Annotated in this window: 22 protein-coding genes and 1 pseudogene; 12 read left to right on the top strand and 11 right to left on the bottom strand. The window is 66.9% G+C overall.

Annotation, left to right across the window (positions count from 1 at the left end):
• From WC493_RS10760 to WC493_RS10745, 4 genes and pseudogenes are all read left to right on the top strand, one after another.
• Positions 1-219: pseudogene (locus WC493_RS10760) on the top strand (urocanate hydratase); the annotation flags it as partial.
• 10 nt (positions 220-229) lie between these two features.
• Positions 230-847: a HutD family protein gene (locus WC493_RS10755; protein ID WP_373065428.1), complete on the top strand. Its 618-nt coding sequence runs from the start codon at positions 230-232 to the stop codon at positions 845-847.
• A gap of 241 nt (positions 848-1088) precedes the next feature.
• Positions 1089-2645, top strand: a complete 1557-nt coding sequence (locus WC493_RS10750) for an ABC transporter substrate-binding protein (RefSeq protein WP_373065426.1) — start codon at positions 1089-1091, stop codon at positions 2643-2645.
• 101 nt (positions 2646-2746) lie between these two features.
• Positions 2747-4102: an LLM class flavin-dependent oxidoreductase gene (locus WC493_RS10745; RefSeq protein ID WP_373065424.1), complete on the top strand. Its 1356-nt coding sequence runs from the start codon at positions 2747-2749 to the stop codon at positions 4100-4102.
• Positions 4103-4121: 19 nt separating this feature from the next.
• On the opposite strand, the gene WC493_RS10740 is transcribed toward WC493_RS10745, so the two are convergent.
• The 3 genes from WC493_RS10740 to WC493_RS10730 form a co-directional block, all read right to left on the bottom strand.
• Entirely contained in the window at positions 4122-5237 is a 1116-nt protein-coding gene (locus WC493_RS10740) for an aromatic ring-hydroxylating dioxygenase subunit alpha (protein WP_373065422.1), read from the bottom strand.
• A gap of 22 nt (positions 5238-5259) precedes the next feature.
• Positions 5260-6795, bottom strand: coding sequence for a histidine ammonia-lyase (gene hutH / locus WC493_RS10735; protein WP_373065420.1), 1536 nt, complete (start codon positions 6793-6795; stop codon positions 5260-5262).
• Between the two features lie 149 nt (positions 6796-6944).
• Positions 6945-7844 (bottom strand): LysR substrate-binding domain-containing protein, encoded by a 900-nt coding sequence (locus WC493_RS10730; RefSeq protein ID WP_373065418.1) that lies wholly within the window; start codon positions 7842-7844, stop codon positions 6945-6947.
• A 119-nt stretch (positions 7845-7963) separates the two neighbouring features.
• Here WC493_RS10730 and WC493_RS10725 point away from each other — a divergent pair, with 119 nt between their 5' ends.
• A complete protein-coding gene (locus tag WC493_RS10725; protein ID WP_373065416.1) occupies positions 7964-9016 on the top strand; it encodes a Rieske 2Fe-2S domain-containing protein in 1053 nt (350 codons plus the stop codon).
• Between the two features lie 195 nt (positions 9017-9211).
• Here the strand turns inward: WC493_RS10725 and WC493_RS10720 are convergent, their stop codons facing one another.
• Positions 9212-10009, bottom strand: a complete 798-nt coding sequence (locus WC493_RS10720) for a GntR family transcriptional regulator (RefSeq protein WP_373065414.1) — start codon at positions 10007-10009, stop codon at positions 9212-9214.
• Positions 10010-10098: 89 nt separating this feature from the next.
• On the opposite strand from WC493_RS10720, the gene WC493_RS10715 reads away from it, so the two are divergent.
• Positions 10099-11097 carry a succinylglutamate desuccinylase/aspartoacylase family protein gene (locus WC493_RS10715; protein ID WP_373065412.1) on the top strand — a complete coding sequence of 333 codons (999 nt, stop codon included), beginning with the start codon at positions 10099-10101 and terminating at the stop codon, positions 11095-11097.
• Between the two features lie 7 nt (positions 11098-11104).
• Here WC493_RS10715 and WC493_RS10710 read toward each other — a convergent pair whose 3' ends face one another.
• The gene (locus tag WC493_RS10710; protein ID WP_373065410.1) at positions 11105-12217 is read right to left on the bottom strand and encodes an aminotransferase class I/II-fold pyridoxal phosphate-dependent enzyme; all 1113 of its coding nucleotides are present in this window, start codon (positions 12215-12217) and stop codon (positions 11105-11107) included.
• 254 nt (positions 12218-12471) lie between these two features.
• Between WC493_RS10710 and WC493_RS10705 the strand changes: the two genes are divergently transcribed.
• The 4 genes from WC493_RS10705 to WC493_RS10690 are packed head-to-tail and all read left to right on the top strand — an operon-like array spanning position 12472 to position 17306.
• Positions 12472-13863 carry an FAD-binding oxidoreductase gene (locus WC493_RS10705; protein WP_373065408.1) on the top strand — a complete coding sequence of 464 codons (1392 nt, stop codon included), beginning with the start codon at positions 12472-12474 and terminating at the stop codon, positions 13861-13863.
• A complete protein-coding gene (locus WC493_RS10700) occupies positions 13860-14861 on the top strand; it encodes an ABC transporter permease (RefSeq protein ID WP_373065405.1) in 1002 nt (333 codons plus the stop codon). Before WC493_RS10705 ends, WC493_RS10700 begins: the two co-directional genes overlap by 4 nt.
• 7 nt (positions 14862-14868) lie before the next feature.
• Positions 14869-15696: an ABC transporter permease gene (locus WC493_RS10695; RefSeq protein WP_373065403.1), complete on the top strand. Its 828-nt coding sequence runs from the start codon at positions 14869-14871 to the stop codon at positions 15694-15696.
• Entirely contained in the window at positions 15693-17306 is a 1614-nt protein-coding gene (locus tag WC493_RS10690) for an ABC transporter ATP-binding protein (RefSeq protein WP_373065401.1), read from the top strand. The genes WC493_RS10695 and WC493_RS10690 overlap by 4 nt, the downstream gene beginning before the upstream one ends.
• Before the next feature lie 215 nt (positions 17307-17521).
• Here the strand turns inward: WC493_RS10690 and WC493_RS10685 are convergent, their stop codons facing one another.
• On the bottom strand, positions 17522-18331 hold the full coding sequence (locus WC493_RS10685) for a phytanoyl-CoA dioxygenase family protein (RefSeq protein WP_373065399.1): 810 nt from the start codon (positions 18329-18331) through the stop codon (positions 17522-17524).
• 86 nt (positions 18332-18417) lie between these two features.
• Here WC493_RS10685 and WC493_RS10680 point away from each other — a divergent pair, with 86 nt between their 5' ends.
• On the top strand, positions 18418-19155 hold the full coding sequence (locus WC493_RS10680; protein WP_373065397.1) for a UTRA domain-containing protein: 738 nt from the start codon (positions 18418-18420) through the stop codon (positions 19153-19155).
• Positions 19156-19234: 79 nt separating this feature from the next.
• Here WC493_RS10680 and WC493_RS10675 read toward each other — a convergent pair whose 3' ends face one another.
• Positions 19235-21223, bottom strand: coding sequence for an SDR family oxidoreductase (locus WC493_RS10675; protein ID WP_373065395.1), 1989 nt, complete (start codon positions 21221-21223; stop codon positions 19235-19237).
• 232 nt (positions 21224-21455) lie between these two features.
• Between WC493_RS10675 and WC493_RS10670 the strand changes: the two genes are divergently transcribed.
• Positions 21456-22382, top strand: coding sequence for a LysR family transcriptional regulator (locus tag WC493_RS10670; RefSeq protein WP_373065393.1), 927 nt, complete (start codon positions 21456-21458; stop codon positions 22380-22382).
• Between the two features lie 108 nt (positions 22383-22490).
• Here WC493_RS10670 and WC493_RS10665 read toward each other — a convergent pair whose 3' ends face one another.
• From WC493_RS10665 to WC493_RS10650, 4 genes are all read right to left on the bottom strand, one after another.
• Entirely contained in the window at positions 22491-23636 is a 1146-nt protein-coding gene (locus WC493_RS10665) for a Rieske 2Fe-2S domain-containing protein (protein ID WP_373065391.1), read from the bottom strand.
• Positions 23637-23808: 172 nt separating this feature from the next.
• Positions 23809-25041, bottom strand: a complete 1233-nt coding sequence (locus WC493_RS10660; RefSeq protein WP_373065389.1) for an oxygenase MpaB family protein — start codon at positions 25039-25041, stop codon at positions 23809-23811.
• 85 nt (positions 25042-25126) lie between these two features.
• Complete coding sequence (locus tag WC493_RS10655) at positions 25127-26083, bottom strand: LysR family transcriptional regulator (RefSeq protein ID WP_373065387.1); 957 nt, start codon at positions 26081-26083, stop codon at positions 25127-25129.
• A gap of 12 nt (positions 26084-26095) precedes the next feature.
• Positions 26096-26770: a DUF1028 domain-containing protein gene (locus WC493_RS10650; RefSeq protein ID WP_373065385.1), complete on the bottom strand. Its 675-nt coding sequence runs from the start codon at positions 26768-26770 to the stop codon at positions 26096-26098.
• Positions 26771-26776: the final 6 nt, after the last annotated feature.

Below are 26776 nucleotides of genomic sequence, written 5' to 3'. Positions count from 1 at the left end.
TCGCTCCATCACGGCGGCGGAGTCGGCATGGGTTTCAGCCAGCATTCCGGCATGGTCATCTGCTGCGACGGTACGGCCGAGGCGGATGCCAGGATCGCCCGCGTGCTGTGGAACGATCCGGCCACCGGCGTGATGCGCCATGCCGACGCCGGCTATGACATCGCCCTCGACTGTGCTCGCGAAAAGGGCCTGCGCCTGCCCGGCATCCTGGGCAACTGAGGCCGTGGCGGTGGCGGGCGATCTCCTCTATCTGCCCGCCGCCGGCCACCGGGTCATGCCCTGGGCGAACGGCGGCGGCAGCACGGCGGAAGTGGCGATCTTCCCGCCCGGCGCCAGCGTATCCGCCCGCGATTTCGACTGGCGCATCAGCATGGCGCGGGTCGAAGGCGACGGCCCCTTTTCCGCCTTGCCGGGCTTCGACCGTATCCTGACCCTGATGGCGGGGCCGGGTATCACCCTGGAGGCGGCGGGGCAGGGGCGTTTCGTGCTGGACCGCGCCTATGCCAAGGCGGAATTCCCGGGCGACTGGGCAATTGCGGCACGGCTCCACGGCGGGCCGATCGACGATCTCAACGTCATGACTCGGCGCGGGCGCTGGCTTGCATCCATCGACATCCTTCCCGTCGACGGTCAGGTGAGGATCGAGCGGCGGGCTGTGCTGATACTCGTCGGCCTCGAAGGTGCCGTCTCGGTCGAGGGGCGGCCCCTCGGCCCGCGCGACGCCCTGTTGGCGCCCGAGGGCGGCGAGGGGTGGCTAAGCCTCGCGGGCAATGGCATTCTTGCGGCGGTGACGCTGGTGCGGGTCGCCGCTGATGCGCCTTCCCGGGCGCTCTTCACTCATGTCTGAACATTAGTGTTGCGTCGATTTCTGGCGTGCATCCCGGACGGGTTTTGCCTGGCGCCGATTTCCGCGGCTTTCTGCCTGAATTTTCGGCAGCGCCCCGGCGCTCCCGTCGGGATTGCCGAAAGGCTGATCAATTTTCCTCCTTTATGTCTTTACAAATCGCCGGGATGTGGGACGATTTCGGCCGATCCGGATGGCAACCCCGCGGGGGCCGGGGCCGGGATGGCACGACGAGGAGGCCGAGATGGCGTTTTCCAATGGCATAGGGCGTCGCGAATTTCTCATCGGTTCGGCGGCAGCGGCCGGGCTGGTCGGGCTGATGCCGCGCCGCCTTCTTGCGGCGACGCCGAAGAAGGGCGGCACGTTGAAGGTCGGCGTCGGCGATTTCGCCGCGACGGATTCGCTCGACCCCGCGATGTATGAGACCTATTTCCAGCTCTTCCTGTTCCGCCAGCTCCGCAACAACCTGATCGAATTCGGCCCGGGCGGCGTGCTGGTGCCCGAACTGGCGGAGAGCTGGGAAGGCTCGGCCGATGCCAAGACCTGGACCTTCAAGCTGCGCCAGGGCGTCATGTTCCACAACGGCAAGGAATTCGATGCCGAAGACGCGGTCTATTCGATCAACCGCCACCGGGTCGAAGGCACCACTTCCTCGGCGGCGCCGATCCTGAAGCCGGTCACCGACGTCAAGGCGACCGGCAAATACGAGCTGACCATCGTCCTCAAGGACGGCAACGTCGGCTTCCCCGACATCATGACCCTCGAGACGCTGGGCATGGTGCAGAAGGACGAAAAGGATTTCGCCAAGGGCATCGGTACCGGCGGCTATATCCTCGAGAGCTTCGAGCCCGGCGTGAAGTCGGTGGTCAAGCGCAATCCCAACTATTGGAAGGCCGACCGCGCCCATTTCGACTCGGTCGAGATGATCTGCATCAAGGATGCGGCGGCACGCACCGCGGCACTGGTCTCCGGCTCGATCGACGCTTGTAACTTCGTCGATCTCAAGACGGCCAACCTGCTGAAGCGGAACGAGAAGGTGAAGCTGATCTCGGTCGCCGGCAAGTCGCACTACACCTTCCCGATGCTGATGGATGCCGACCCCTTCACCAATATCGACGTGCGCACGGCGATGAAATACGCCGTCAACCGCGAGGAGATGGTGAAGGTGATCGCCGGCGGCTTCGCCTCGGTCGGTAACGACCAGCCGATCACGCCGTCCTATCAGTTCTACAACCCGGACCTGAAGCCCAAGGCCTATGACCCGGACAAGGCCAAGTTCCACCTGAAGAAGGCCGGCCACGACAAGCTCTCGGTCGAACTCTTCGTCTCGGAAACCCCCTTCGCAGGCGCCACCGACGCGGCCGTTCTCTACCGCGAGCAGGCGGCCAAGGCCGGCATCGACATCAAGGTGACCAAGACGCCGGAAGACGGCTATTGGAACGACATCTGGTTCAAGAAGCCGTTCTGCGCCGCGCGCTGGTCGGGCCGCGCCAACGAAGACGCGATGATCTCGCTCGCCTATTCGACCGACGGCATCGCCGCCGGCTGGAACGAAACCCACATGTCCGATCCGAAGCTGGACCAGATGCTGATCGCCGCGCGGACCGAGTTCGACGTCGCGAAGCGCCGTCAGCTCTACTACGACATGCAGACCCTGATCTCCGAGACGGGCGGCTGCGTCAGCCCGGTGGTGGCCAATTTCGTCGACGCGACCTCGTCCAAGGTCGAGCACGGCGAGCTCGCCTCCGACTTCTCGATGGACGGCGGCCGCTTCGCGGAACGCTGGTGGTTCGCTTCCTGAGGCGCCGGCTGGCGTTTCGGTGACTTTCGGGGGAAGGGCGGCGGCAATCGCCCTTCCCCATTTTCTTGTCTCCCATTGTAACCTTTGAAGGAACACAAGCGATGGCTGCGCGCAAGCGGATGGCGCTGGCACTCCTGGCGCAGGGTAACGGCCTGCATCCCGCGAGCTGGATCGCGGCCGGCGGCCCGACCGACTGTTCGAACGATATTTCCTATTTCGCCGACATGGCGCGGCTTGCGGAAAAGGGCCTGTTCGACCTCTTCTTCGTCGCCGACACGCCGGCCGCCCGGACCGACAATCTCGACGCCTGGAGCCGCTACACCCCCTATATGAACTGCTTCGAGCCGATCACCCTGCTGACCGCGCTCGCCGGCGTGACCAGCCGGATCGGCCTCGGCGGCACCGCTTCGACCAGCTTCTACGAACCCTATAACATCGCCCGCCTCTATGCTTCGCTCGATCACATCAGCCATGGGCGCGGGGCCTGGAACGTCGTCACTTCGGGCAACAATTACGCCGCCCGCAACTTCGGGGAGGACAAGCTGCCGCCCCATGCCAAGCGCTATGCCAGGGCGAAGGAATTCGTCGAGGTGGTGAAGGCGCTGTGGGACACCTATGACGACGATGCGATCGTCTACGACCGCGAGAGGGGCGTCTATTTCGATCCCGCCAAGTTCCATGTGCTCGACCACCAGGGCGAATTCTTCAAGATGCATTCGGCCCTGAACATCGCCCGCTGCCCGCAGGGCCAGCCGGTGATCATCCAGGCCGGCGCCTCCAATGCCGGCAAGGAACTGGCGGCCGAGACGGCGGAAGTGGTGTTCAATTCGGACGACGAACTGGCCGACGCCAAGGCCTATTGCGACGACGTTAAGGGGCGTACCGCCAAATTCGGCCGCACGCCGGCCGACATCCGCGTGCTCGCCGGCTTCACCCCGACGATCGGCGAGAGCAAATGGGAGGCGGAGGACAAATACCGCCAGCTCCAGGAACTGATCCACCCGCTGGTCGGCAAGGTCCGCGTCGCTTCCGACCTCGAGGCCGATGTCTCGGACCTCGATCCGGACCAGCCGATCCCGCTCGACCGCATTCCGCAATCCGCCAATCTGCACACCCGCTATTTCGAGCAGATCGTCGACATGATCAAGAACCAGAAGCTGACCCTGCGCCAGCTCTGGCAGCGTTACGAGCGAGGTAACAAGCGCGTGCTGGGCACGGCGGCCGATGTTGCCGACACCATGCAGGAATGGTTCGAGGCCGGCGCTTGCGACGGCTTCATGATGATCTTCCCGACCCTGCCCGGCGGGCTCGAAAGCTTCGTCGCCCGGGTGGTGCCGGAACTGCAGCGCCGCGGCCTCTATCGCACCGCTTACGAGGGCAGGACGCTCCGCGAGCATCTCGGCCTGAAGCGGCCGGCGAGCCGCTATGCCCGCGAAACCATGAAGGCGGCGGGCTGAAGACGGAAGGCTGGCGCGGTCAGCGCGCCAGCCGGTCCGCCATGAAGCGGTAGAAATCGGCGATCGTGCCTTCGACGTCGTCGGGGCCGAGCGGACCCGGCACATAGGCGGCCGAGCGCAGCCCCTGGATCAGCGTCTCCAGCTTTTCCTTGTCTTCCGCGTTGAAGGCGTTGCACAGCGCGACATAGGGCGCCACTTCGGGCGCTTCGGCGCTGTCGACGTAACCCGCCACACCCCAATGGATCGCGACTTCGCCGACGCCCTTCGGCCGGATGCACATATAGAGCGTGAAGTGCGAGGCATAGGAGACGACGAAGGAGGGGAAGACGCAGAACAGCGTCGAATGGCGCCGGTATTCGGCCGGCAGATTCGGATGATAGGGCGTCCGTTCCGGCGTCTCGGGCGAATAATGGGATTCGTAGGCCGTGTAATCGACCGTGCCGGGCAGCTTGCGGCAAAGCGCGGTCGGCGTGATCGGATGCAGCGTGCGCAGATGCGTCGCCGAGAGGTGATAACCCTCCATGAAATTCTCGACCAGGCATTTCCAGTTGGTCGCCCAGACGTCGTCCGCCGTGAAGACCGAGATGCGGTCCTGGTGCTGGAAGGGCTCGATATGGGGCAGCAATCCTTCGAGCCGGGGGGCGAGCGGTGACGCCTTGCCGTCCAGATTGACGAAGACGAAATTCTGCCAGAGCTCGGTCCGGAACGGGATCAGGCCGCAGTCCGCCTTGTCGAAGCCCGCCACCTTGTCCATCAGGGGCGCCGCCACCAGGGCGCCGTCGTCCTTGTAACCCCAGGCGTGATAGGCGCAGGAGAACAGGCGGGCATTGCCCTTGCCTTGGGCGACGATATTGCCCCGGTGCCGGCACACGTTGGAGAGCACGCGCACGGCGCCGTCCCGTCCGCGCACCACGAGCAGGGGCTCGCCCACCAGTTCGGTGGTGAAATAGTCGCCCGGATTGGCGATTTCGCCGGCATGGCCGAGGCAGACCCATTCCCGCCGGAAGATCGCTTCCTTCTCGACCTCGAGGAAGGCGGGATCGGTATAGAAGGGGCCGGGCATGGCGTGGGCCATGCCGGTGCCGGCGGCCAGATAGGGATCGAGCGAGCGGCGGATGGCGGCGGCGTCGGACATCGGAACCGGACCTTTCCAGAACTCAGGACAGGGTAGGGAAGGTTACGCCCGCGGCGGCATCGAGCAAACCGCCGGAACGGACCAGGGCGGCCGCGGCTTCGAGGTCCGGGGCCATGAAGCGGTCGTCGCCCAGGCTCGGCACCACGGCGCGGATCGCGGCGACCACGGCGGCCAAGGGCGTGGAGGTCTGCAGGGGCGCGCGAAGCTCGATGCCCTGCGCCCCGGTCAGCGCCTCGATGCCCAGGATGACCGAGAGATTGGCGTTCATCTCCATCAGCCGGCGGGCGCCATGGGCGGCCATGGAGACATGGTCTTCCTGATTGGCGCTGGTCGGTGTCGAGTCGACCGAACAGGGGGCGGCGCGCTGCTTGTTCTCGGACATCAGGGCGGCGGTGGTCACTTCGGCGATCATGAAGCCGGAATTGACCCCGGGCCGGGGACTCAGGAAGGCGGGCAGACCGAAGTTCAGCGCGGGGTCGACCAGCGTGGCGACGCGGCGCTGCGCGATGGCGCCCACTTCGGCGATGGCGAGCGCGGTCTGGTCGGCCGCGAAGGCCACCGGCTCGGCATGGAAATTCCCGCCCGAGACGATCGAACCGTCGGCCGTCAACACGAGGGGGTTGTCGGTCACCGCATTGGCTTCGACCTGCAAGGTGACGGCGACCTGGCGCAAGAGGTCGATGCAGGCGCCGGTCACCTGGGGCTGGCAGCGCATGCAATAGGGGTCCTGCACCCGGCTGTCCCCGGTCTGATGGGAGACGCAGATGCCGGAGGTCGAGACCAGGGCATAGAGCGTGGCGCCGGCGTCGATCTGGCCCCGGTGGCCGCGCAGCGCATGGATTTCCGGCCGGAACGGCGCCATCGAGGCCATGGCGGCATCGACGCTGAGCGCCCCGGTGACCAGGGCCGTGGTGGCCAGCACCCAGGCGTCGAACAGCCCGGCCAGCGCCATGGCGGTCGAGACCTGGGTGCCGTTGATCATGGCGAGGCCTTCCTTGGGGCCGAGCACGACGGGGGCGAGGCCGGCGGCGGCCAGCGCCTCGGCGCCGGGCAGGCGCCGGCCCTCGAAGAAGGCTTCGCCTTCGCCGATCATCACCGCGGTCATATGGGCGAGGGGGGCGAGATCGCCGCTGGCGCCGACCGAGCCCTGGCCCGGTATGACCGGCAGCACGCCCCGCGTCAGCATCGCTTCGAGAAGTTCGATCAGGACGAAGCGCACGCCCGAGGCCCCGCGACCGAGCGAGGTCAGCTTCAGCGCCATGACCAGGCGCACGATGCCCTCGGGCAAAGGCGTGCCGACGCCGGAGGAGTGGGACAGGATCAGGTTGCGCTGGAGCGTCGCCGTTTGTTCGGGCGCGATCCTGGTGCTCGCCAGCTTGCCGAAACCGGTGTTCACGCCGTAGACCGCCGGGCCGTCCGCCGCCGCGGCGACCACGCGGGCGGCCGCCTCGATCGCCGGCCGCATGGCGCGGTCGAGCACGGCGGTGCTCTCGCCCCGGTAGATCCGGCGCAGCTCGTCCAGGCTGACGGCACCGGGCTTCAGGGTGATGGCGGACATGTCGAGGGCCTCCGGAAGGCGCCGGGCCGGGCCGGCGAATTCATTTCCCGAAGCCTCGCGCAGATGGCTTATTTTGTACAGACATAAAATGGCGTGATGTCACGAGATCGTGGATCGACACGCCGATATGGCATCTTTATGTCGTGTCATTATCGGAAGTCGGCGGCGGTCCTGAGCAGCCAGTCGAGGAAGTCGCGCGCCCCTGGCTTGGCGATGGTGGCATCGTTCCAGGCGACGAAATAGGGCACGGGCAGGGCCAGCGAAATATCCGACAGGGCGACGAGCCGGCCGCTCGCCAGGTCGTCGGCGACGAAACTATGCTGGCCGAGAGCGATGCCTTCACCCGCCGCCGCGGCATCGAGCGCCACGCTGGAGAGGGAATAGAGCCGTTCCGCCGGTGCCGGTGCCTGCCGGAGGCCGGCGGCGCGGAACCATTCGGCCCAGGTCGGCCCGTTCTGGTGATCGGGCCGCCAGTCGATATGGATCAGGGGCAGGCAGGCGATCGCTTCCGGCGTCAGTGGCCCGGCGGCGAGCGCAGGGGCTGCGACCGGCACCACCCGGTCGACGAAAAGCTCGGCCGAATGACGGTGCAGGGTGACGCGCGGGCCATAGGTCAGGCGGAAATCGACGCTGCCGGCTTCGAGCCCGTCCTCCCGGTGGTTGCCCTCCAAGCGGAGATCGACGAAGGCGCGCGACTGCTGCCAGCCATAGACCCGGGGCGCCAGCCATTTCAGCATCAGGGAGGGCAGGGCGCTGACCGACAGGCCGACGATCTCGCCGTCGCGGTCGAATAATTTCTGAGCGTCGCGCAGGCGCTCGAAACCCTCGAACACCATTTCGAAATAGGCCTTGCCGGCTTCGGCCGGTTCGAGCCGGCGACCGGCGCGGCGGAACAGCGGGCGGCCGAGATGATCCTCGAGCAGGCGGAGCTGCTGGCTCACGGCACCGGGCGAGACGCCCAGTTCCTCGGCCGCGCGGGCGACCCCGCCCAGGCGGCAGATCGCCTCGAAAGTCTCGAGGGAGCGGAGCGGAGGCAGGCGGCGGGCCATGGTGAACTCATTTTAGTTTATCTAAGGTGATATCACAGGATTTCTCCATTTTCTGCGGCCCAATCATTAGCAATGATGAATTCCGAAAGCTGATCGCCGCTTCCCTCGCGAGGTTCCCCATGTATCTCCGCAATCACACTTGGTATGTCGCCGCCTCGGGTCCCGAGGTGACGCGGGAGCTTCGCCGGATCGAGATCATGGGCGAGAAGATCGTGATCTACCGGACCGAGGCGGGCGCCCCGGCGGCGCTGGAAGACGCCTGCCCGCACCGCAAGCTGCCGCTCTCCATGGGCCGGCTGAAGGGCGACCAGGTCGAATGCGGCTATCACGGCCTGACCTTCGATTGCGCCGGCACCTGCGTCCGCGTGCCGGGCCAGTCGTTGATCCCGGCCAAGGCCCATATCCGCTCCTACCCGGTCGTGGAGCGTTACGACCTGATCTGGATCTGGATGGGCGATCCCGCCCTGGCCGATCCCGACAAGATCCTGAAGGTCGAGCATTGGGGCGATCCCGCCTGGGGTTACAATACAGGCCCGGTCATGGAGCTCGACTGCAACTATCTCCTGGTGACCGACAATCTGCTCGACCCCTCCCATGTCTCCTGGGTGCATCAGACCTCTTTCGCCCAGGCCGCCTGCGAGGAGACCCCGCTCGACATCGACATCGCCGCCGACGGCGTCACGGTTTCGCGCTGGATGACGGATGTCGAGGTGGCGCCGCTCTACCAGCCGCTGGTGCCCTTCGCCGGCAATTGCGACCGGCTGCAGCACTACGAGGTGCGTTTCCCCAGCCTCGCGGTGATCAAGGCGCTGTTCACCCCGGCCGGCAAAGGCGGCCGCGGCAAGCCGGTGCCGGACGATGCCTTCATCATGGAATCCTATAACCTGATGACGCCGGTGAACGAGCGCCAGACGCGTTACTACTGGTTCCAGCTCCGCAATGTGAAGCCCGATTGCGCCGAGACTTCGGCCTTCATGTCGAAGGGCATCAAGGCCGCCTTCGACGAAGACAAGGCGATCCTGAACGCGGTTCAGAAGGGGCTGGACGAGGCGCGTAACCGGCCGATCGACCTCGCCATCGACGGCGGCCCGCTCCGCTTCCGCCGCCTGCTCGACAAGATGATCGCGGCCGAAAACACGCCGCCCGGCGCCGCCGGGGAGGCGGCGGAATAGGTGGGCTCGGTATCTGTTCGGCAGCGGGACGTCGGGTGTTTCACGACGTCCGGTCACCAATCTCTGTCGTCATGGCCGGGCGAAGTCCCGGCCATCCACGCCGCTACGCCGCCTCCTGCGTCGACGACCGTGGCACGTCCCGACGTGGATGCCCGGGACGAGCCCGGGCATGACGGTGGGAGTGATGCCTGCGCGTCAATCCTTGGACTGGTGGTCCAGGGTGAAGCGGCCCTTGATCGAGAAGCGGTCGCCCGGATAGGTCAGATGGACGACCGTGATGGGCTGGCCGCGGTGGAACGTCTGGCGATCGACCACCAGCAGGGCGGCCCCGACCTTGACCCCCAGCTTGTGGGCGAGGTCGGCGCTGGCGTTGGTGGCGCGCACCGTATGTTCGACCTCGGACCAGGGGATGTTGTCGAGCAGCCATTTGCTGGGCGGCACGTCCTGGAAACTCTCGTGTTCCACTTCCGGGAAGGCGTCGAAATTGATGTAGCGGGTTTCGAGCTGGACCGGCAGGCCGTCCGCCAGGTGGATCGCCTCGATGTAGAGCAGGCGGGCATCGGTCGCCAGGGCCGGCCAGGTGACGCCGCCCTTGCCGTTCCGCAGCACCTTGCGCTCCAGGATGCGGTATTCGTAGATCTGCCGGCCTTCTTCGATCTCGTCCGAGATGTCGCGGAGCGGCAGCACGAAACGCTCCTGGAACTGCCAGGAGACCACGGTGCCGGCGCGCCGGTTGCGCTCGACGAGGCCGCTCTTGGCGAGTTCGGTGATCGCCTTGTTCACGGTCTGGCGCGAGGTGTTGAAGATCTCGGTCAGTTCCGCTTCCGAGGGCAGTTTCTCGCCCTGCTTATAGCGGCCTTTGAGGATCTGTTCGGTCACCGCGCGCCCGATCTGTTTGAACAGGGGGCCCTGGCCATCGAGGACGAAGCTGGGCATTTTCGGCATGTCGCTCTTCACAGACTCGCGGTTGGTGCTCGGGGCGATCGGTTTCATGGGCGTGATCCGGCCGTCGGACAGGATGGAATGGTTGCCCCGTCCGGATCAAGCGGCGCGCGGGGCATGTATCGAGGAGCAGGCGGCAGATGATTTCCTATGGTCCGGTCTCTTGCGACCTCGACTTCGGGCGGGACGGCGTTTCCGCCGGCAATCTCTATCTCGATCATTCGGACGACGCCCATGCCGCGACGCTGGTCCCGGTTCCGGTCGTCGTGCTGCGGAACGGTGCGGGGCCCACGGTGCTGCTGACCGCCGGCATACACGGCGACGAATACGAGGGGCAGATCGCGCTTCGCCGCCTGGTGCACGAATTGCCGCTCGGCGAACTCACCGGCCGCATCATCCTGCTGCCGGCGGTGAACGCCCCGGCGGTCAGGGCGGCGATGCGCTGCTCGCCGCTCGACGGCGCCAACATGAACCGGGCCTTTCCCGGCAGTGCGGCCGGCGGGCCGACTGCTGCACTGGCCGGCTTCATCCTGGACCATCTGGTGCCGCTCGCCGATTTCGTGCTCGACCTCCATTCGGGCGGTGCCACCGGCCTCTACTGCGATCAGGCCTTCCTCTGCCTGGCCGAGGATCCGGTGCTGCGGGCGAAGGGGATCGAGGCGGCGGCCTGGCTCGGCTGCCCGGTCACCTATGCCATTCCGGCCGATGCCGACTACGGCGATTTCGACGGCGCCGTGCTGGCCCGGGGCGTTTCCCTGCTGTCGAGCGAATTCGGTGGTGGCGCCCTGGCTTCGCCCACCTCGGTCGGCCGGGCGGTCGCCGGTCTGCGCCGCATTCTGCATTGGGCCGGGGTCTGGCACGGCGACGTCGCGGCACCGGGCACCATCTACAGCGTGCCGGCGGGCCGCCTGCTGGCGCCCCGCGCCGGTCTGTTCGAGCCGCTGTTCGAGGCGGGCGAGACGGTCGTGGCCGGCGCGCTGGCTGGCCGGCTGTTCGACCTCGACGAGCCGCTGCGCCCGCCGCTCGACTTGCGCTTCCCGGCCGGCGGCATCGTGGTCAACCGCTATCGCCCGGCCCTGGTGCCGGCCGGCGCCATCCTGGCCAGTTTGGCCGAGCCGAGGGCGCCGGACGCCCTCTGAGGCGGCCTCAGGCCGCGGCCAGGACAGCATCGAGGGCCGCCAGGAAAGCCTCGTTGTCGCGCCGCGTGCCGATCGAGACGCGGACGAAGCTGGTGTAACCGGGTTCGAGCCAGGGCTTGACCAGCACGCCCCGCTCGCGAAGCCCGGCGGCCACCGCGCGGCTGTCCAGGCCCGTCTCGAAGAACAGGGAATTGCCTTCGCTCGGCGCCACCGCGAGGCCGCGCTTTTGGAGGGCAGCCGCCAGTTCCCCGCGGAGCTTGCGGATGGCGCTCGTCACCATGTCCAGGTGCTTGCCGTCGGCATAGGCCGCCGCCGCCGCCGCCTGGGCCGCGGCATTGACCGAGAAGGGTGCCCGCACCTTGTAGAGATCGCGCACGAAGCCGGCGTCATGGGCGATGCCGTAACCGATGCGGAGCCCCGCCAGCCCATAAGCCTTCGAGAAGGTCCGCAGCACCACCCAGGGCGCCCGGCGACGGCGCAGCTTGGCGAGCACGTCGACCCGGGCGGCGGGCGAGACGAATTCGACATAGGCTTCATCGAAGATCAGCAGCGTGTCCGGCCCGCAGGCGGCCAGCACGCGGTCGACATCCGCTTCCGTCATCACGGCGCCCACCGGGTTGGACGGGCTCGCCAGGATCAGCACGCGTGGATTATCGGTCAGCGCCCGCTCGATCGCCTCGATGGGGAAGCGCCAATCCTTCTCGAAGGGCAGCAGCAGGGCGTGGGCGCCCAGCACCTCGGCCCAGATCTGATGCAGGCCGAAGCTCGGCACCGTGGTGACCGCGCATTCGCCCGGCCGCATCACCATGCGATAGAGGATGCCGATCAGATCCTCCGAGCCGTCGCCGAAGGCGAGGGTTTCGGGATCGACCCCGAGGTCGGCCGCGATCAGGCCGCGCAGGGCCGATTCGTCGCGGTCGGGATAGCGGCCGAAGCCCGAAGCGGCAGCGGTCACCGCGGCGATCGCGGTGGGCGAGGGGCCGAAGGGGCTCTCGTTGCTGTCCAGCTTCACGATCCGGTCGAGGCCGAGCTGGCGGCGCAGCTTCTCCGGGTGCATCCCCGCATTATAGGCCGGCAGCGAGGAGACCTCGTCGCGGATCATCGGGGTGGGGGGCGCCATGGCATCGATCCTTCACGCTGCACGTTGCCGCTTCATTGTACGGACAATAAAGCGCTTGTCGACCGTATCGTGACGGGCTGTCAGAGGATTCATGCGGGTGTTTCGCAGATTTATGTATTTACAATTCTAATGCCCTGGCCAAAGATTTGACCGTGCCCCGGGCGGCGGCCCGGGATTGAACGGCGGGTGCCGCGGGTGCGAAGATCGCGCCCGCGGCCGCTGTCGAGGGCTGCGGCAGGACGACGGGTGACGGAATGGCGGGTGACGGGATGACGGGCGACAGGCGGGCGGCGATCGCCGCATTGTCCGCGCGGTTCGGCGACAGGGTCAGCACCGCCGCCGCGATCCGCGACCAGCACGGCCATGGCGAATCCTGGCACCCGACGGCATTGCCCGACGCCGTCTTCTTCGCCGCGAGCGAGGCGGAGGTGGCGGATGCGGTTTCGATCTGCGCCGCCCATCGCGTGCCCATCGTGGCCTTCGGTGCCGGCACGTCGGTCGAGGGCCAGGTGCAGGCGGTGCAGGGCGGTGTCTCGATCGATCTCTCGGGCATGAAGCGCATCATCGCCGTCCGTCCGGACGACATGGACTGCACGGTCGAGCCCGGCGTGACGCGGGTCGAGCTCAATGATTTCATCCGCGACCAGGGCCTGTTCTTCCCGGTCGATCCGGCGGGGGAGGCGACCTTCGGCGGCATGGCCTCGACCCGCGCCTCCGGCACCAATGCGGTCCGCTATGGCACGATGAAGGACATGGTGCTGTCGCTCCGCGCCGTGCTGCCGGACGGCTCCATCCTGCGCACGGGCCAGCGGGCCAAGAAATCCTCCGCCGGCTATGACCTGACCCGTCTCTTCATCGGCGCCGAAGGCACCCTCGGCATCATCACCGAACTCAACCTGAAGCTCGCCGGCATTCCCGAGCAGGTCTCGGCCGCCACCTGTTCCTTCCCGGACATGGAGCGGGCGGTGCGCACGGTGGTCGAGATCCTGCAATGCGGCATCGCCATGTCGCGCATCGAGGTCGCCGACGAGGTTCAGCTCAAGGCGATCAACCTCTACTGCAAGACCGCCTTCCCCGAGCAGCCGATGCTGTTCCTCGAATTCGCCGGCAACGCCAAGGGTGTCGCGGCCGAAATCGAGATCGTGCGCGATCTGGCCCAGACGAACGGCGGCAGCGATTTCCGCTGGGCCGCCAACGAGGAGGAGCGCCGCGCCCTCTGGCACGCACGCTACATGGCGGTTGCCTCCTCGAAACTGCTGAAGCCGGGCGCGCGTGGCATGTCGACCGACGTCTGCGTGCCGATCTCGCGCCTCGTCGAATGCATCACCGCGACCAAGGCGGATCTCGATCGCTCGTCCCTGCCGGCGCCCCTTGTCGGCCATGTCGGCGACGGCAATTTCCATCTCTACATCCTGTTCGATCCCGACGACCCTCGCGAGGCGGCGGAGGCGATGCGGATCAGCGAAGACCTGGCGGCGCGCGCCATCGCCATGGAGGGCACCTGCACAGGCGAACATGGCGTCGGCCTCGGCAAGCGGAAATTCATGATCGAGGAATTGGGCGATCCCGCGGTCGCCACCATGCGCGCGATCAAGGCCGCCCTCGATCCGCACAACCTGATGAACCCGGGGAAGATGCTGCCGTGAGTGCAAGGGGCGATCGCGCGGCGGGCTTCCGCGGCTTCACCCTGTCGCCGCTCACCGTCATGGTGGCGCGGCGGCTCGGCATCGGGCTGATCACCCTGTTCATGGTCTCGCTCGTCATCTTCTTCGGGGTCGAGCTGCTGCCGGGCGATTTCGCCGCCGCCGTGCTCGGCCAGTCCGGCACGCCGGAGACGGTGGCGGCCCTGCGCAGCCGCCTCGGCCTCGACCTGCCGGCCCATATCCGCTACCTGCATTGGCTCGGCGGCATGTTGCGGGGCGATCTCGGCACCTCGCTCTCGGGCGAGATCCGCATCGCCGACATCCTGGGCGGGCGCCTGTTCAACACTTTCTTCCTGGCGGCCTATGCCGCGGTGATCGCGGTGCCGCTCGCGGTCAGCCTCGGCATCGTCGCGGCGCTCCATCGGAACAGCCTGCTCGACCGCGTGATCAACATCGTCACGCTGGGCGCCATCTCCTTTCCCGAATTCTTCGTCGCCTATGTCCTGGTGCTGGTCTTCGCGATTCAGCTCGGCTGGTTTCCGAGCCTCGCGCAGGTCTCGGCCGACATGCCCTTCGGCGAGCGGCTCTATGTCTGCCTGCTGCCGGCGGTGACCCTGACCATGGTGACCACGGCCCATATGATGCGGATGACCAGGGCCGCCATCATCAACCTGCTGTCGACGCCCTATATCGAGATGGCGTGGCTCAAAGGGATAGCGCCCTGGCGCATCATCGTGCAGCACGCGCTGCCCAATGCGCTGGCCCCGATCATCAATGTGATCGCGGTCAACATCGCCTATCTGATCGTCGGCGTCGTTCTGGTCGAGGTCGTCTTCGTCTATCCGGGCCTCGGCCAACTGCTGGTCGATTCCGTCTCGAAGCGAGATCTTCCGGTGGTCCAGGTCGCCAGCATGATCTTCGCGGCGACCTATATCCTGCTCAACCTGCTCGCGGACGTGCTGTCGATCGTCAGCAACCCGCGCCTGCTCCATCCGCGCTGAGGCGGCGATGATCCCCCTGTTCCGCGGCATCCTCCGCATCCCGCCGACGGCGCTGCTCGGCATGGCCGTGGTCTTCGCCTATGGCTTCGTCGCCGTCTTCGCCCATTGGATCGCGCCCTTCGGCGAATCCGAAGTGGTGAGCAGCCAATATGATCCCTGGGGCGGTGCCTTCCTGCTCGGCACCGACAATATCGGCCGCGACATGTTCAGCCGCCTGATCTACGGCGCGCGCAACACGGTCGGCATCGCCTTGCTGATCTCGCTGCTGTCCTTTTCGGCCGGCGGGCTGCTCGGCATGTTCGCGGCGGTGCGCGGCGGCTGGATCGACACGGCACTCTGCTGGCTCGTGGACATCCTGATGGCGATCCCGCAGCTCATCTATGCGCTCCTGCTGCTCACCATCTTCGGGACGGCAGTCCCGGTGCTGATCGCCGTCGTGGCCCTGCTCGATTCGACCCGGGTGTTCCGCCTCGCCCGGTCCGTCGCCATGAATGTCGTCGTGCTCGATTTCGTCGAGGCGGCGCGGCTTCGGGGCGAGGGGCTGTGGTGGATCGTGCGGCGCGAGGTGCTGCCCAACGTGCTGCCGCCGCTGATCGCGGAATTCGGCGTCCGCTTCTGCTTCGTCTTCCTGTTCATTTCGGCCCTGTCCTTCCTCGGCATCGGCATTCAGCCGCCGACGGCCGACTGGGGCTCCATGGTCAGGGACAATGCGACGCTGATCACCTTCGGCGACATCACGCCGGTGCTGCCCGGCCTCGCCATCGCGATCCTGACCATCGCGGTCAATTTCATCGTCGACTGGGTGCTGGGCAAGGCGAGCGGGGGACGGGCATGACCAAGGGCGGCCTCCTCCTCGAAATCCGCGACCTCCGCATCGAAGCACGCACGGCCGGCGGCGCCTGGAACGAGATCGTCCACGGCGTCGACCTCGACCTGCACCGGGGCGAGATCCTCGGCCTGATCGGCGAATCCGGCGCCGGCAAGTCGACCATCGGCCTCGCCGCCATGGGTTACGCCCGCGAGGGCTGCCGGATCGCCGGGGGTTCCATCCGCTTCGACGGCGTCGACCTCGCCACCGCGGGCGAGGGCACGAAGCGCCGCCTGCGCGGGGCCCGCATCGCCTATGTGGCGCAGAGTGCGGCGGCCGCCTTCAACCCGGCTCAGCGCCTGATCGACCAATATGCCGAGGCGCCGGTCCGCCACGGCGTGCGCACCAAGGCCCAGGCCTATGAGGATGCCAAGGCGCTCTACCGCCGGATGCAGATGCCGGATCCGGAGCATATCGGCTATCGCTATCCCCACCAGGTCTCGGGCGGGCAGTTGCAGCGGGCGATGACCGCCATGGCCATGGCCTGCCGGCCCGACCTGATCATCTTCGACGAGCCCACCACGGCGCTCGACGTGACGACCCAGATCGAGGTCCTGGCTTCGATCAAGGACGTGGTCCGCCAGTTCGACACGGCGGCGATCTATATCACCCACGATCTCGCCGTCGTGGCCCAGATGGCCGACCGCATCAAGGTCCTGCAATATGGCCGCGAGGTCGAGGAAGCGCCGGCCGCGACCATGATGGCCGAACCCCGCGAAGCCTATACCCGCTCGCTCTGGGCCGTGCGCCATCTGGAAAAACCGGCGGCAGCGGCGCCGAAACTGGATCCCGTGCTCTCGGTCCGCAATGTGACGGCGGCTTACGGCCGCGGCGTCACCGTGCTCGACGATGTCAGCGTCGACCTGCACCGGGGCCGCACGGTCGCCGTGGTGGGCGAATCCGGTTCCGGCAAGTCGACCCTGGCCCGTGTCATCGCCGGCCTGCTGCCGCCCGTCGCGGGCGAGGTGACGATCGACGGCGGGCCGCTCTCGCCCGATCTCGCCGGACGCAACCGGGAAGACCGCCAGCGCATCCAGATGATCTATCAAATGGCCGACACGGCGCTCAATCCGCGCCAGAAGATCGGCGACATCATCGGCCGGCCGATGGAATTCTACCTGGGGCTGGAGCCCGCCGCGGTGAAGGCCCGGGTCGCCGAGATGCTGGAGATGATCGAGCTGCCGGCGGATTTCGCCGGGCGCTATCCGGGCGAGCTTTCGGGCGGGCAGAAGCAGCGGATCGGCATCGCCCGGGCGCTCGCGGCCGAGCCCGAGGTGGTGATCTGTGACGAGGTCACCTCCGCCCTCGACCAATTGGTGGCGGAAGGCATCCTGAAGCTGCTGATGCGGCTGCAACGCCAGATGAAGCTGTCCTATCTCTTCATCACCCACGAGTTGGCGACGGTGAAGGCGATCGCCGACGACGTCGTGGTCATGCGCCACGGCCGGGTCGTGGACCGTGGCACCAAGGCCGAAGTCCTGTTCCCGCCGCGCCGCGACTACACGCGGACCCTGCTCGACTCGGTCCCCGAGATGGACACCCGCTGGCTCGACAACCTGCTGGCGGCGCGCGGCTGACCGGCCCCGATCCGCCGTATGGTTTGGTGACACTCACCCCGCCGGCGTCATGGCCGTGCTTGACACGGCCATCCACGAGAACACCGAGCTTGGCCGAGAGACCTGGATCGCCGGGTCGAGCCCGGCGATGTCGATTTAGGGCTGTCGTTTTCGACGTGGATGCCCGGGACGAGCCCGGGCATGACGGTCGGGTGTGGGGCGCAGGCGCTGGACGATCAGGCCGCCAGATCCGGAAAATCCGGGCCGTCCAGCGCGTCGCCGGTCTTCAGGCTCAGGTGCTTGAAGGGGGGCGAGCCCTTGCCGCCGCGGTCGATGAAGACGGCACCGTCGCCGACCCAGCGGGCGGAGAAGACGCGGCGCCGGTTCTGCGTCGAGAGATTGGCCGGGGCGCCATGCACGGTGCCGAAATGGAAGCAGACGGCATCGCCCGGCTCGACCGCCCAGCCCAGGATATCGTAATCGGTCCGATTACCGTCGATGTCCGGCATCGGCGTCGCCGGATCGCCGGCATAGAGTTCGGTGCCGTCGAAGCGCATCGGCTTGTAGCTGCGGCCCCAGCGGTGCGAGCCGGCGACCAGTTCGAGCGTGATCTCCCGCGGCACGGGGTCGAGCGGGATCCACATGGAAACGCTGCGCTCGCCCGAGACGCAATAATAGGGCAGGTCCTGGTGCCAGGGGGTGACGATCGAATTGCCCGGCTCCTTGACCAGGATATGGTCGTGGAAGAAGCGGGCGCTCGTCGACTGCATCAGGGCGGCGGCGACCCGTCCGGCGCCCGAGGTTTCGACGAAGCGCCGGTATTCCGGAATGCGTTGCCAGTTGCACAGGTCCTGGAAGAAGGGCGCGCTGCCGTCCTTCGGCTGGTAGGAGCGTTCGAGCGGGCTCGGCGCTGCCATCAGGGCCGCGGTGCCTTCCCGCAATTCCTCGACCCAATCCTTGAACACGCCGCGCAGCACCACGGCACCGTCGCGGGCGAAGGAGCCAACGGTTGCGGCATCGGGCAGGGTGATCTCGGCATGGGCCACGGCGGAGTTCCTTTGCAAGGCGGCACTTGTCAGGGATCGGAACATGTATATACATGTCATGTCAAGTGCTCGACCGGGATGGGCCGATGAGTGATCCGCTGCCGCACTACCAGCGCCTGAAGGATTTCGTCGCCGGCGAAATTGCGGCCGGCCGGCTCCGCCCGGGCGACCGGATTCCCTCGGAACTCGAGCTGATCCGCCGCTTCGGCGTTTCGCGCATGACCGCCAACCGGGCACTCCGCGAGCTCGAACAGGCGGGGGCGGTCACCAGGCTACAGGGCGTCGGCTCCTTCGTGGCGACGCCCAAGACCGAACAGGCGCTGTTCGAGATCAGCAATGTGGCGGCCGCGATCCGGGCCGGCGGCCGCGCCTACGCCTGCCGGGTGGTCCATCTCGGCGCCGAAGCGGCACCGGAAGTCGCGGCGGCCATGGGCCTCGCCCCGGGCGAGCGCTACGGCCGCGCCGTGTTGCTGCACCTGGCCGACGGCGTGCCGGTCCAGCACGAGGATCGCTGCGCCAATCTCGCCTTCGCGCCGGAATTCCTCGACCAGGATTTCACCCGCGTGACGCCTTACGACCACCTGATGTCGCTCGGGCCCCTTCAGGCGGCGGAACAGGTCTTCGAGGCGGATCTGCCGGGGCCGGACCTCGCCCGCCTGTTGCAGATGCCGGCGGGGGAGCCCTGCATCGTCTTGCGCCGGCGCACCTGGTCCTTCGACCGGGTGGCCTCCATCGCCCGCATCACGGCCCCGAGCAGCCGCTACCGCTTTTCCGGCGTGAGCGGCGCGTTGCCGCCGCTGGCGGCTTCGCTGCCTCGACTTTAGGCCGGCTTCACGAAGGGCTGACTCGTGGGAACCCCCGGGGTGTTCAACGACATGACGCCATGATGCTTGCCGTGCGGTCTTACCAATGACCGCCCTTGAACACATTGGAGAACACCACCTGTTCGACCGATGGCTTCGCCCCTTCCTTCATCCCCTTGGCGGCGGCGGAAGAGGGGAACAGGCGGAAGCCCTGAGACAGGATATAGTCGTTCAGCTTGGGCCACACGGCATAGGACAGCGCCGCCGCGGTGCCGACCCCGGTGGCGATGCTCTTCGGCCGTTCGGCGATCGCCTTGATCACGGTGTTGGCGGCGCGTTCCGGGCTCCAGGTCGGGATATAGTCATAGAGCTTGGTCGGTGCGATCATCGGCGTGCGCACGAGGGGCATGTAGATCGCCGTGATCTCGATATTCTTGGCCTTCACCTCGGCCGAGAGGCAGCGGCTGAAGGCATCCAGCGCGGCCTTGGAAGCGACATAGGCCGAGAAGCGCGGCATGTTGGAGAGCACGCCGATCGACGAGATGTTGATGATATGGCCGTCCTTCCGCTCCGACATGGAGGGCAGCAGCTTCATGATCAGGCGCACCGGCCCGAAATAGTTGAGCTGCATGGTGCGTTCGAAATCGTGGAACCGATCCAGGCTCTCGAACACGGCGCGGCGGATCGAGCGGCCGGCGTTGTTGATCAGCACGTCGACATGGCCGAAATCGGCCAGCACCCGCTCGGCCAGGGCATCGATCGCCTCGAGGTCGTTCAGGTCGCAAGGGTAGACATAGGCTTCGCCCCCGGCCTTCTGGATCACCTTCTGGGTCGCTTCCGGCTTCTCCCGGGTGCGCGCCACCAGGATCACCTTGGCACCGGCCGCCGCCAGCTTCTTCGAGGTGACGAAGCCGATGCCGGAGGAGGCGCCGGTGACCATCACGACCTTGCCCTGGAGCTTCTTCAGCAGGCGGGGCGAGATGTTGGTCTCGACGTCGAGATTGGTCTCCCAATATTGCCAAAGCTTGTCGGCATAGTCGCGCAGGTCCGGGCAGCGGATGCCGGTGCCTTCGAGGGCGGCACGGGCCTGCTTGTCGTCGAAGACGGTGCGGTTCAGTGCCTGGCCCAGCACGGAGACGGGCATGCCGATCGCCTTGGAAACCTGGCGCTTCATACCGTCCGGAATCAGCTTGCCGAAGCGCTTGGTGACCTCGCCCGCGACACGCGAGACGACGGGCAGCTCCAGGCGCCTGGCGAATTCCGGCCCGTGGGCGGCCGTCATCATGGTCTGCAGCAACTCGCCGACGGAAGGCGAGGGGGACTGGATCAGGAAGAAGGCCTTGCCGTCCAGCCCGGGCTTGTGCGCGATGGCGTCCATGGCAGCGGCGACATAATCCACCGGCACCAGGGCGATCCGCCCGCCTTCGACGCCGAGCAGCGGCAGCCACTTCGGAATGGCGTGGGACAGGCGCTGGATCGTCTTGAAGAAGTAGTAAGGGCCGTCGATCTTGTCCATTTCGCCGGTGCGGCTGTCGCCCACCACGATGCCCGGGCGATAGATGCGGAAGGGCACCTTGCACTCTTCCCGCACGATCTTCTCGGACTGGAATTTGGTCCGGTAATAGGGGTGGGAGACGTCCTGGCCCTCGTCGAACATGTCTTCCGTGAAGACGCCGGCATAGCCGTCGCCGGCCACCGCGATGGAGGAGACGTGGTGCAGGATCACCTTGCCGCCCAGCGCCTCGGCGAATTGGACAGTGTTGCGCGTGCCCTCGTTGTTGATGCGGTCGCCCGTCTCGTCGTCCATGCCCATGTCATAGACGGCGGCGAGGTGGAAGAGATGGTCGATCCCGGCCTGTTTCAGCCGTGCGAGATCGGCGTCGGAGACCAGGCCCGGCCGGGTCACGTCGCCTTCGACCATGTGCAGCCGGCCCTCCGCCTCGTCACCGAAGCGCTCGGCCAGGGCGTCGAACTTCTCGCGCGAGCCTTCCCGGACGAGGCAGTAGATCTGCGCGCCCGGCCTGGCCAACAGCCGCTCGAGGAGGAATTTGCCGATGAAACCGGTGGCGCCAGTGACGAAATAGTTCATCGCGGAAGGCCTCTGTGATTCTTCTGGGATCGGGTTCGCCCGCGCAACACGGGGCAAGCACGAGAGGGTATACGCAAATCGGGGGTGGACGCTGACGCGGTACAACTTCGGCAGGTCTGGCCTGCCACGGCGCGCGAGTCAACCGCATGCCGCGGCGGTCTGGCGGGCCCGTCCATTTGGGGGGTGCAAGGACGTTCTGTCCTTGTTATCACGGGGCGGGAGGCAACGATATATGACACCTTGGGACGGCGTGCACGAATTCGTGCAGGTGGTGGAGATCGGCTCCTTCACCCGCGCGGCCGAAAACCTCGGCGTGTCGAAATCCTTCATCTCGAAACAGGTGACCGATCTCGAGAACCGGCTGGGCGTGCGGCTATTGCAGCGCACCACCCGCCAGGTCTCCCTGACACCCGAGGGCGAGGTCTTCTATCGCCAGTGTCGCGAGATGGTGGGTGCCTTCGAGCGGGCGCAGAACCTCGTCTCCGAGATGCAGGAAAAGCCCACGGGGCTCTTACGCATCGCCCTGAACAATACTTACGGTGTCGAATTCATGGCCACCGCGGTCGCCGAATTCGCCTCGATCTACGACCGTCTGACGGTCGAGGTGGTGACCTCACTGACCGACAGCGATCTCGTGGGCGACGCCATCGACGTCACCATCCGCTACGGCCAGCAGGAGGATTCGAGCCTCTACGCCCGGCCGATCGGGCACCAGTCCTTCTGCCTCTGCGCGACGCCGGCCTATTTCCGGAAATTCGGCAAGCCGACCAATCTGGCCGAGCTGAAGGAACACAATTGCCTGACCAACCGGACCGGCTATTGGCAGTTCAATTCGACCGGCGGCACCATGAAGGTGAAGGTGAACGGCACCTGGAAATGCGACGACGGCTCGGGGATCCTGGCCGCCGCGCGCTGCGGCCTCGGCCTCGCCCAACTGCCCGTCATCTTCGTCCGCAAGGAATTGCGTACCGGCCAGCTCATCGCCCTCGAAGAGCCCTGGACCTTTTACGACCGCGACGTCTGGGTCGTCTATGGTCACAAGCAGAATCTCTCGCTCAAGGTCCAGCTCCTGCTGAACTTCCTGACCCAGCGCTTCCAGAAGACCCACCAGCGTCCGGAACAGCCCCTGCCCGAGGACTGGCAGGACATGGTCGACTGAGCGGGGCTGGCCTCTCGCTGCCGGCCAAAAAAGACGCCGCCCGGTGAGGGGCGGCGTAGTCAGGGAGCCAGTGAGAGAAAAGCGACGCGTACAACTACCGAAGAGAGATCATTCCGCCGCCTGGGCGGCCGCATTGGCCGCCTCTTCGACGTCCCAGAGCTGGTTCGACTTGGCGAGGTCGACCTCGACCTCGAACTTGTCGACCATGTCCGGCGCGATGTCGGCGACATCGACATAGAACTGTTCGTACCAGCGGCGCAGCTGGTAGATCGGGCCGTCCACCTCGCACAGCAGGGGATTGTCGATGCGGCACTTGGTCTTCCACACGGCGACGTCCTGGAAGAAGCCGTCGCGATTGCCCTTGGCATACATCTGGGCGATCTGGGCGTTCATCTCGTCGTCGAGGAAGGGCAGCTTCTTGACCGCCAGGCCGACGTGCAGGATGAAGCTGTCGTGATCGATCGGTACGTGGCAGTTGATCAGATAGGCTTCGACCTTCATGCCGTTCACGGTCGAGGAGAGCTGATCGATCATGTAGGCCGGGCCGTAATAGGTGGCGACCGAATAGAGTTCTTCGATCGTCACGGCCGAACCGCCGAATTCGGTGGCGCCGGCCACCTGCTGGTCGGCGCGCGGCTTGCCGCGCATTTCCTGGCGGGCGACATGCTTCTCGAACGTGTTCTTGAAGTAGGTCGCGCGGGCGCCGTGCACGTAATAAAAATGGGCGACGTCGGCGACATTGTCGATCAATTCACGGCAATTCGTGTTGATCGTCACCGTTTCCCAGATCCATTCTGAATATTCGCCGGTGAAGAGTTCTTCGATGCGGGGGATCTTCACCGCCGGATCGGGCAGGCTGCCCTCGACGTCGTGCCAGACGAAGAGTTGCTTGTTCTCTTCCATCGTCGGCCAGGATTTCACCCGGGCGCGCGGCGGCACGCGGGTCGCATAGGGGATCGCCTTGCACTTGCCGTCACCGCCCCATTGCCAGCCGTGGAAGGGGCAGGCCAGGTTGTCGCCCTTGACCTCGCCGTCGGCCAGGCTGGCGCCCATATGCGGGCAGTAGCCGTCGACGACATGGAGCTTGCCGGTCGAGTCCGCGAAGATGGCGAGCCGGGTACCGAAGGCGTCGAAGGCATGGGCCTTGCCGTCCCGGAAGCTGTCGGCGAGGCCCAGACAGTGCCAACCGCGGGCGAAGCGCTGGGGCGGGCGGTCCGCCTTGATGATCCTGACGTCATTTTCGACTGCAGCCATGTCGTCCTCCCACAGACCGTGGATGGGCCCGTCTCCGGGGCCGTCATCTACTTGAGGCGAAGGTAAGAGCCCCCGCAACAGGCATCATCACCTATATGGACTAGGGGTATTTACCTATTCGGCGCCGCACGGAAACGCTGTGTTTCGCCGCCTTTTCGGTTCGGCGCCGAGGTCAGGGCGCCGCCTCCGTGATGTGGCGGACGGCGCCGCCGATCTCATGTGTCATGGCCCCCACCAGGGAGGCGACCCAGGCTTCCTGGGCGAGCCTGCCGGCCGCCGCGAAACGCTGCCGTGCGGCGGCGTTTCGCGTCCCCGCCAGGAAACGCAGCGTGTTCACCGGCAGCGCCAGCACAGGATACCAGGGCAGCGGCCGCCAGGGCAGGCCGAGGATACTCATGCCTTGGCCGCCCACGAAGAATCGGTTGATCGACAGGTTGCGCTCACGTTCGTAGAAGCGGCGGAGCGCCCGGAAGCGGGGGTAGGGGCGGCCCAGCGGCTCGTCCGCCAGGGCACGGGCAAGGCGGGGGCCGGAATCGTCCGGCGCGGTCAGCGACAGGCCCATCTGGTAGAGCAGGCGGCGACCCTCCTGCTCGGAGTCCGGCAGGAAACGCTCCTCGATCCCCATCAGCCAGCCGGCGTAACGCATCAGGTGCATCACCGCCCGCCCGTCCGCGGCCGAAAGCAGGATGCCGAGGGCGCGTGCGCCGACCAGGAACAGAGCGGAAAAGGCGAGCTGGGTCGCCGCCATGTCCATCTGGTTGATCGGCGTGCCATCCTGCGCCGGGTCCCACCCGGGCAGGGCGGCGACATGGCGGCGTACCAGCGTATGGACCAGGCGGACGCGCAGCGACTGGCGCCAGCCCGTGCCGAAACAGGCCATGCCGCCGGGTGCCGTGCAATCCATCCACCATTGGCTGGTTTCGGCGATCCTCTTGCCGGCGCCCTTCTCCAAGGCGCCGGTCAGCATCAGCACGCGATTGAGCCCGGCCGCCTGATAGCCGCCCATCAGGGCGCCGTCGCGCAACACTTGCGAGCCGACGTTGCCGCACAGGCGGCAGGCCTCGGCGCCGCGCTCGAGCAGGGCGCGGTCGAGCCAGGGCGGATCGGCTTCCGCCGTGCGGAAGAAATCGCGTAAGGGCACAGGCGCGTCGGGCAGGGCGTCGATCCCTTCGGCCAGCGCCCGCTCGAACAGGGCGCGGGCTGGGACCGGGCCATAGTCCGCCATCCAGGCGACCAGGGCGTCGGCCGCCGGGTCGCCGCGGGTCAGCGCTTGGCCGAGTTCGCGCCAGTCTTCGACGCTGGGTTCCGGATTGCCGCGGATCAGCAGCTTCAGCCGCGCCACGGCACGGCGTGCCACCGGGGTCGGCCCGGCGTGGCGTTTCGGTATCGTCGCGGCCTCGGGCATCGGCTTTCCTCCCCTTTGCCCGAGGATAATATGATCAATTACTCATATTCAAATCGCATTCCGGTCGGACCTGACGGCCGCCGCCTCAGCCGACTTCCTCGCCGATCCTGGCGTCGAGCCGCGGCGGGACCATGCCGGGGATGTAGCCGTCGGAGATATAGGTCCGGCAATGGGTCTCGAAGGCCTGGAGCAGGCGGGATTTCTGGACCCCGTCCAGGGTCGCGATGCCGATCTTCATGGGCCGGTGGCCGCCCGCCAGGCGAAGCCGCACCAGCCGCCGCCCGTCCAGCGCCAAGTCGGAGCGCGGCCGCACATTGACCAGCGTATAGCCATAGCCGTTGGCGACCATGGTGCGGATCACGTCAGGATAGGCGGAGCGCGCGGCGATCCGGGGTTGCAGCCCGTCGCGCTCGAACATGGCGAGGAAATATTCGCGGCTGAGCGGCAGGTCGAGCAGGATCAAGGGCTCGTCCGACAGTTCCTTCAGGCTCACCGTGGTCCGCGTCGCCATCGGGTGGATTTCGCTGACCAAGACATAGGGCGGCAGGTCGACCAGGCCTTCGAGCACGATGTCCTTGGGCAGTTGGAGATCATAGAGCAGGGCGACGTCGAGCTTGGCCCGGCGCAAGCCGTCGATCAGTTCCTCCTGGTTGCCTTCCTGCTGACGCAGCATGGCGCGCGGGAAGGAGGCCATGAAGGAATGGCAGAGTTCCGGGATGATCATCGGCGCCAGCGTCAGCATGCAGCCGACGGTCAGCTCGCCCCGCACCTCGGTCGTCGTCTCGGAGGCCACGGTATAGAGATTGTGCGCCTGGTCGAGCAGGCTCTTCGCCTCGCGCAGCAGGCGGTGGCCGGCCGGCGTCAGCGACAGGCCCTGGGCATGGTGGCGCACGAAGAGCTGCACGCCCAACTCGGTTTCGAGGTGCGAAATTGCGGTCGAGATCGACGGCTGCGAAATATTGATGCGTTCCGACGCCAGGGTCACGCTGCCGGTTTCACCGGCCGCGACGAAATATTCGAGATGCCGCAGGGTGAAACGCATCGAGGCCCGTCGTCAGAGATCGCCGGGGACACCATAGCTGGGCGCGTCCCTTGGGTCGAGCGCGCGGGTGACATAGGCGGGGATCTGCGGCGCATAGACCTCCCAGGCCCGCTTCAGCAGGGCGAGGGGGGCTTCCTCCGCCCAGTCGATGCGGAGATCGACGATAGGCCAGCTCGCCTTGTCGACCACTTCGAGCCCGGCGGAATGGATCGGCCCGGCCTCGCCGCCGAGGCTGAGCGCGGCATCCATGGCGGCCAGCAGGCGCTCCGCCAGAGGGCCCTTGGCCCCCTCGAAGGCGGCGACCATGGCGGCAGGCACTTTCTCGGTCGCCAGCATGTTGCCGGCGGCGACGCAGTCACGCCCCTCCGCCGTGGCGAAGGTGCCGAGCGCCCGGACGCCGGAATAGACCGCCGTCCGCCCCGCCGTGTCGATCAGGGCGAGCTGGCGGTATTCGACGAAGGGGGCGGTCTCGACGATCACCTTCAGCGCGTCGGCGGCGCTTGCGCCCAGCGCGATCAGGTCGAGGCCGCGGTTCCCCAGGGTCGGGTCGGTGACATTCTGGGTCGCCACCGCGCCGACGCCGGCCCGCACCCAGGCGCAGCGCGAGGCGACGGCGGGTGAGGACGAGGCGATGGCGATGCCGAACATGCCGGTCTCGGCACAGCGGGCGGCGATCGAGAAGGTCATGGGCGG

The sequence above is a fragment of the Zavarzinia sp. genome, from assembly GCF_041650655.1.
Taxonomy (GTDB): domain Bacteria; phylum Pseudomonadota; class Alphaproteobacteria; order Zavarziniales; family Zavarziniaceae; genus Zavarzinia.
Note: the sequence above shows the minus strand (reverse complement) of the source record. Positions and strands in the feature narration are given on the sequence as shown.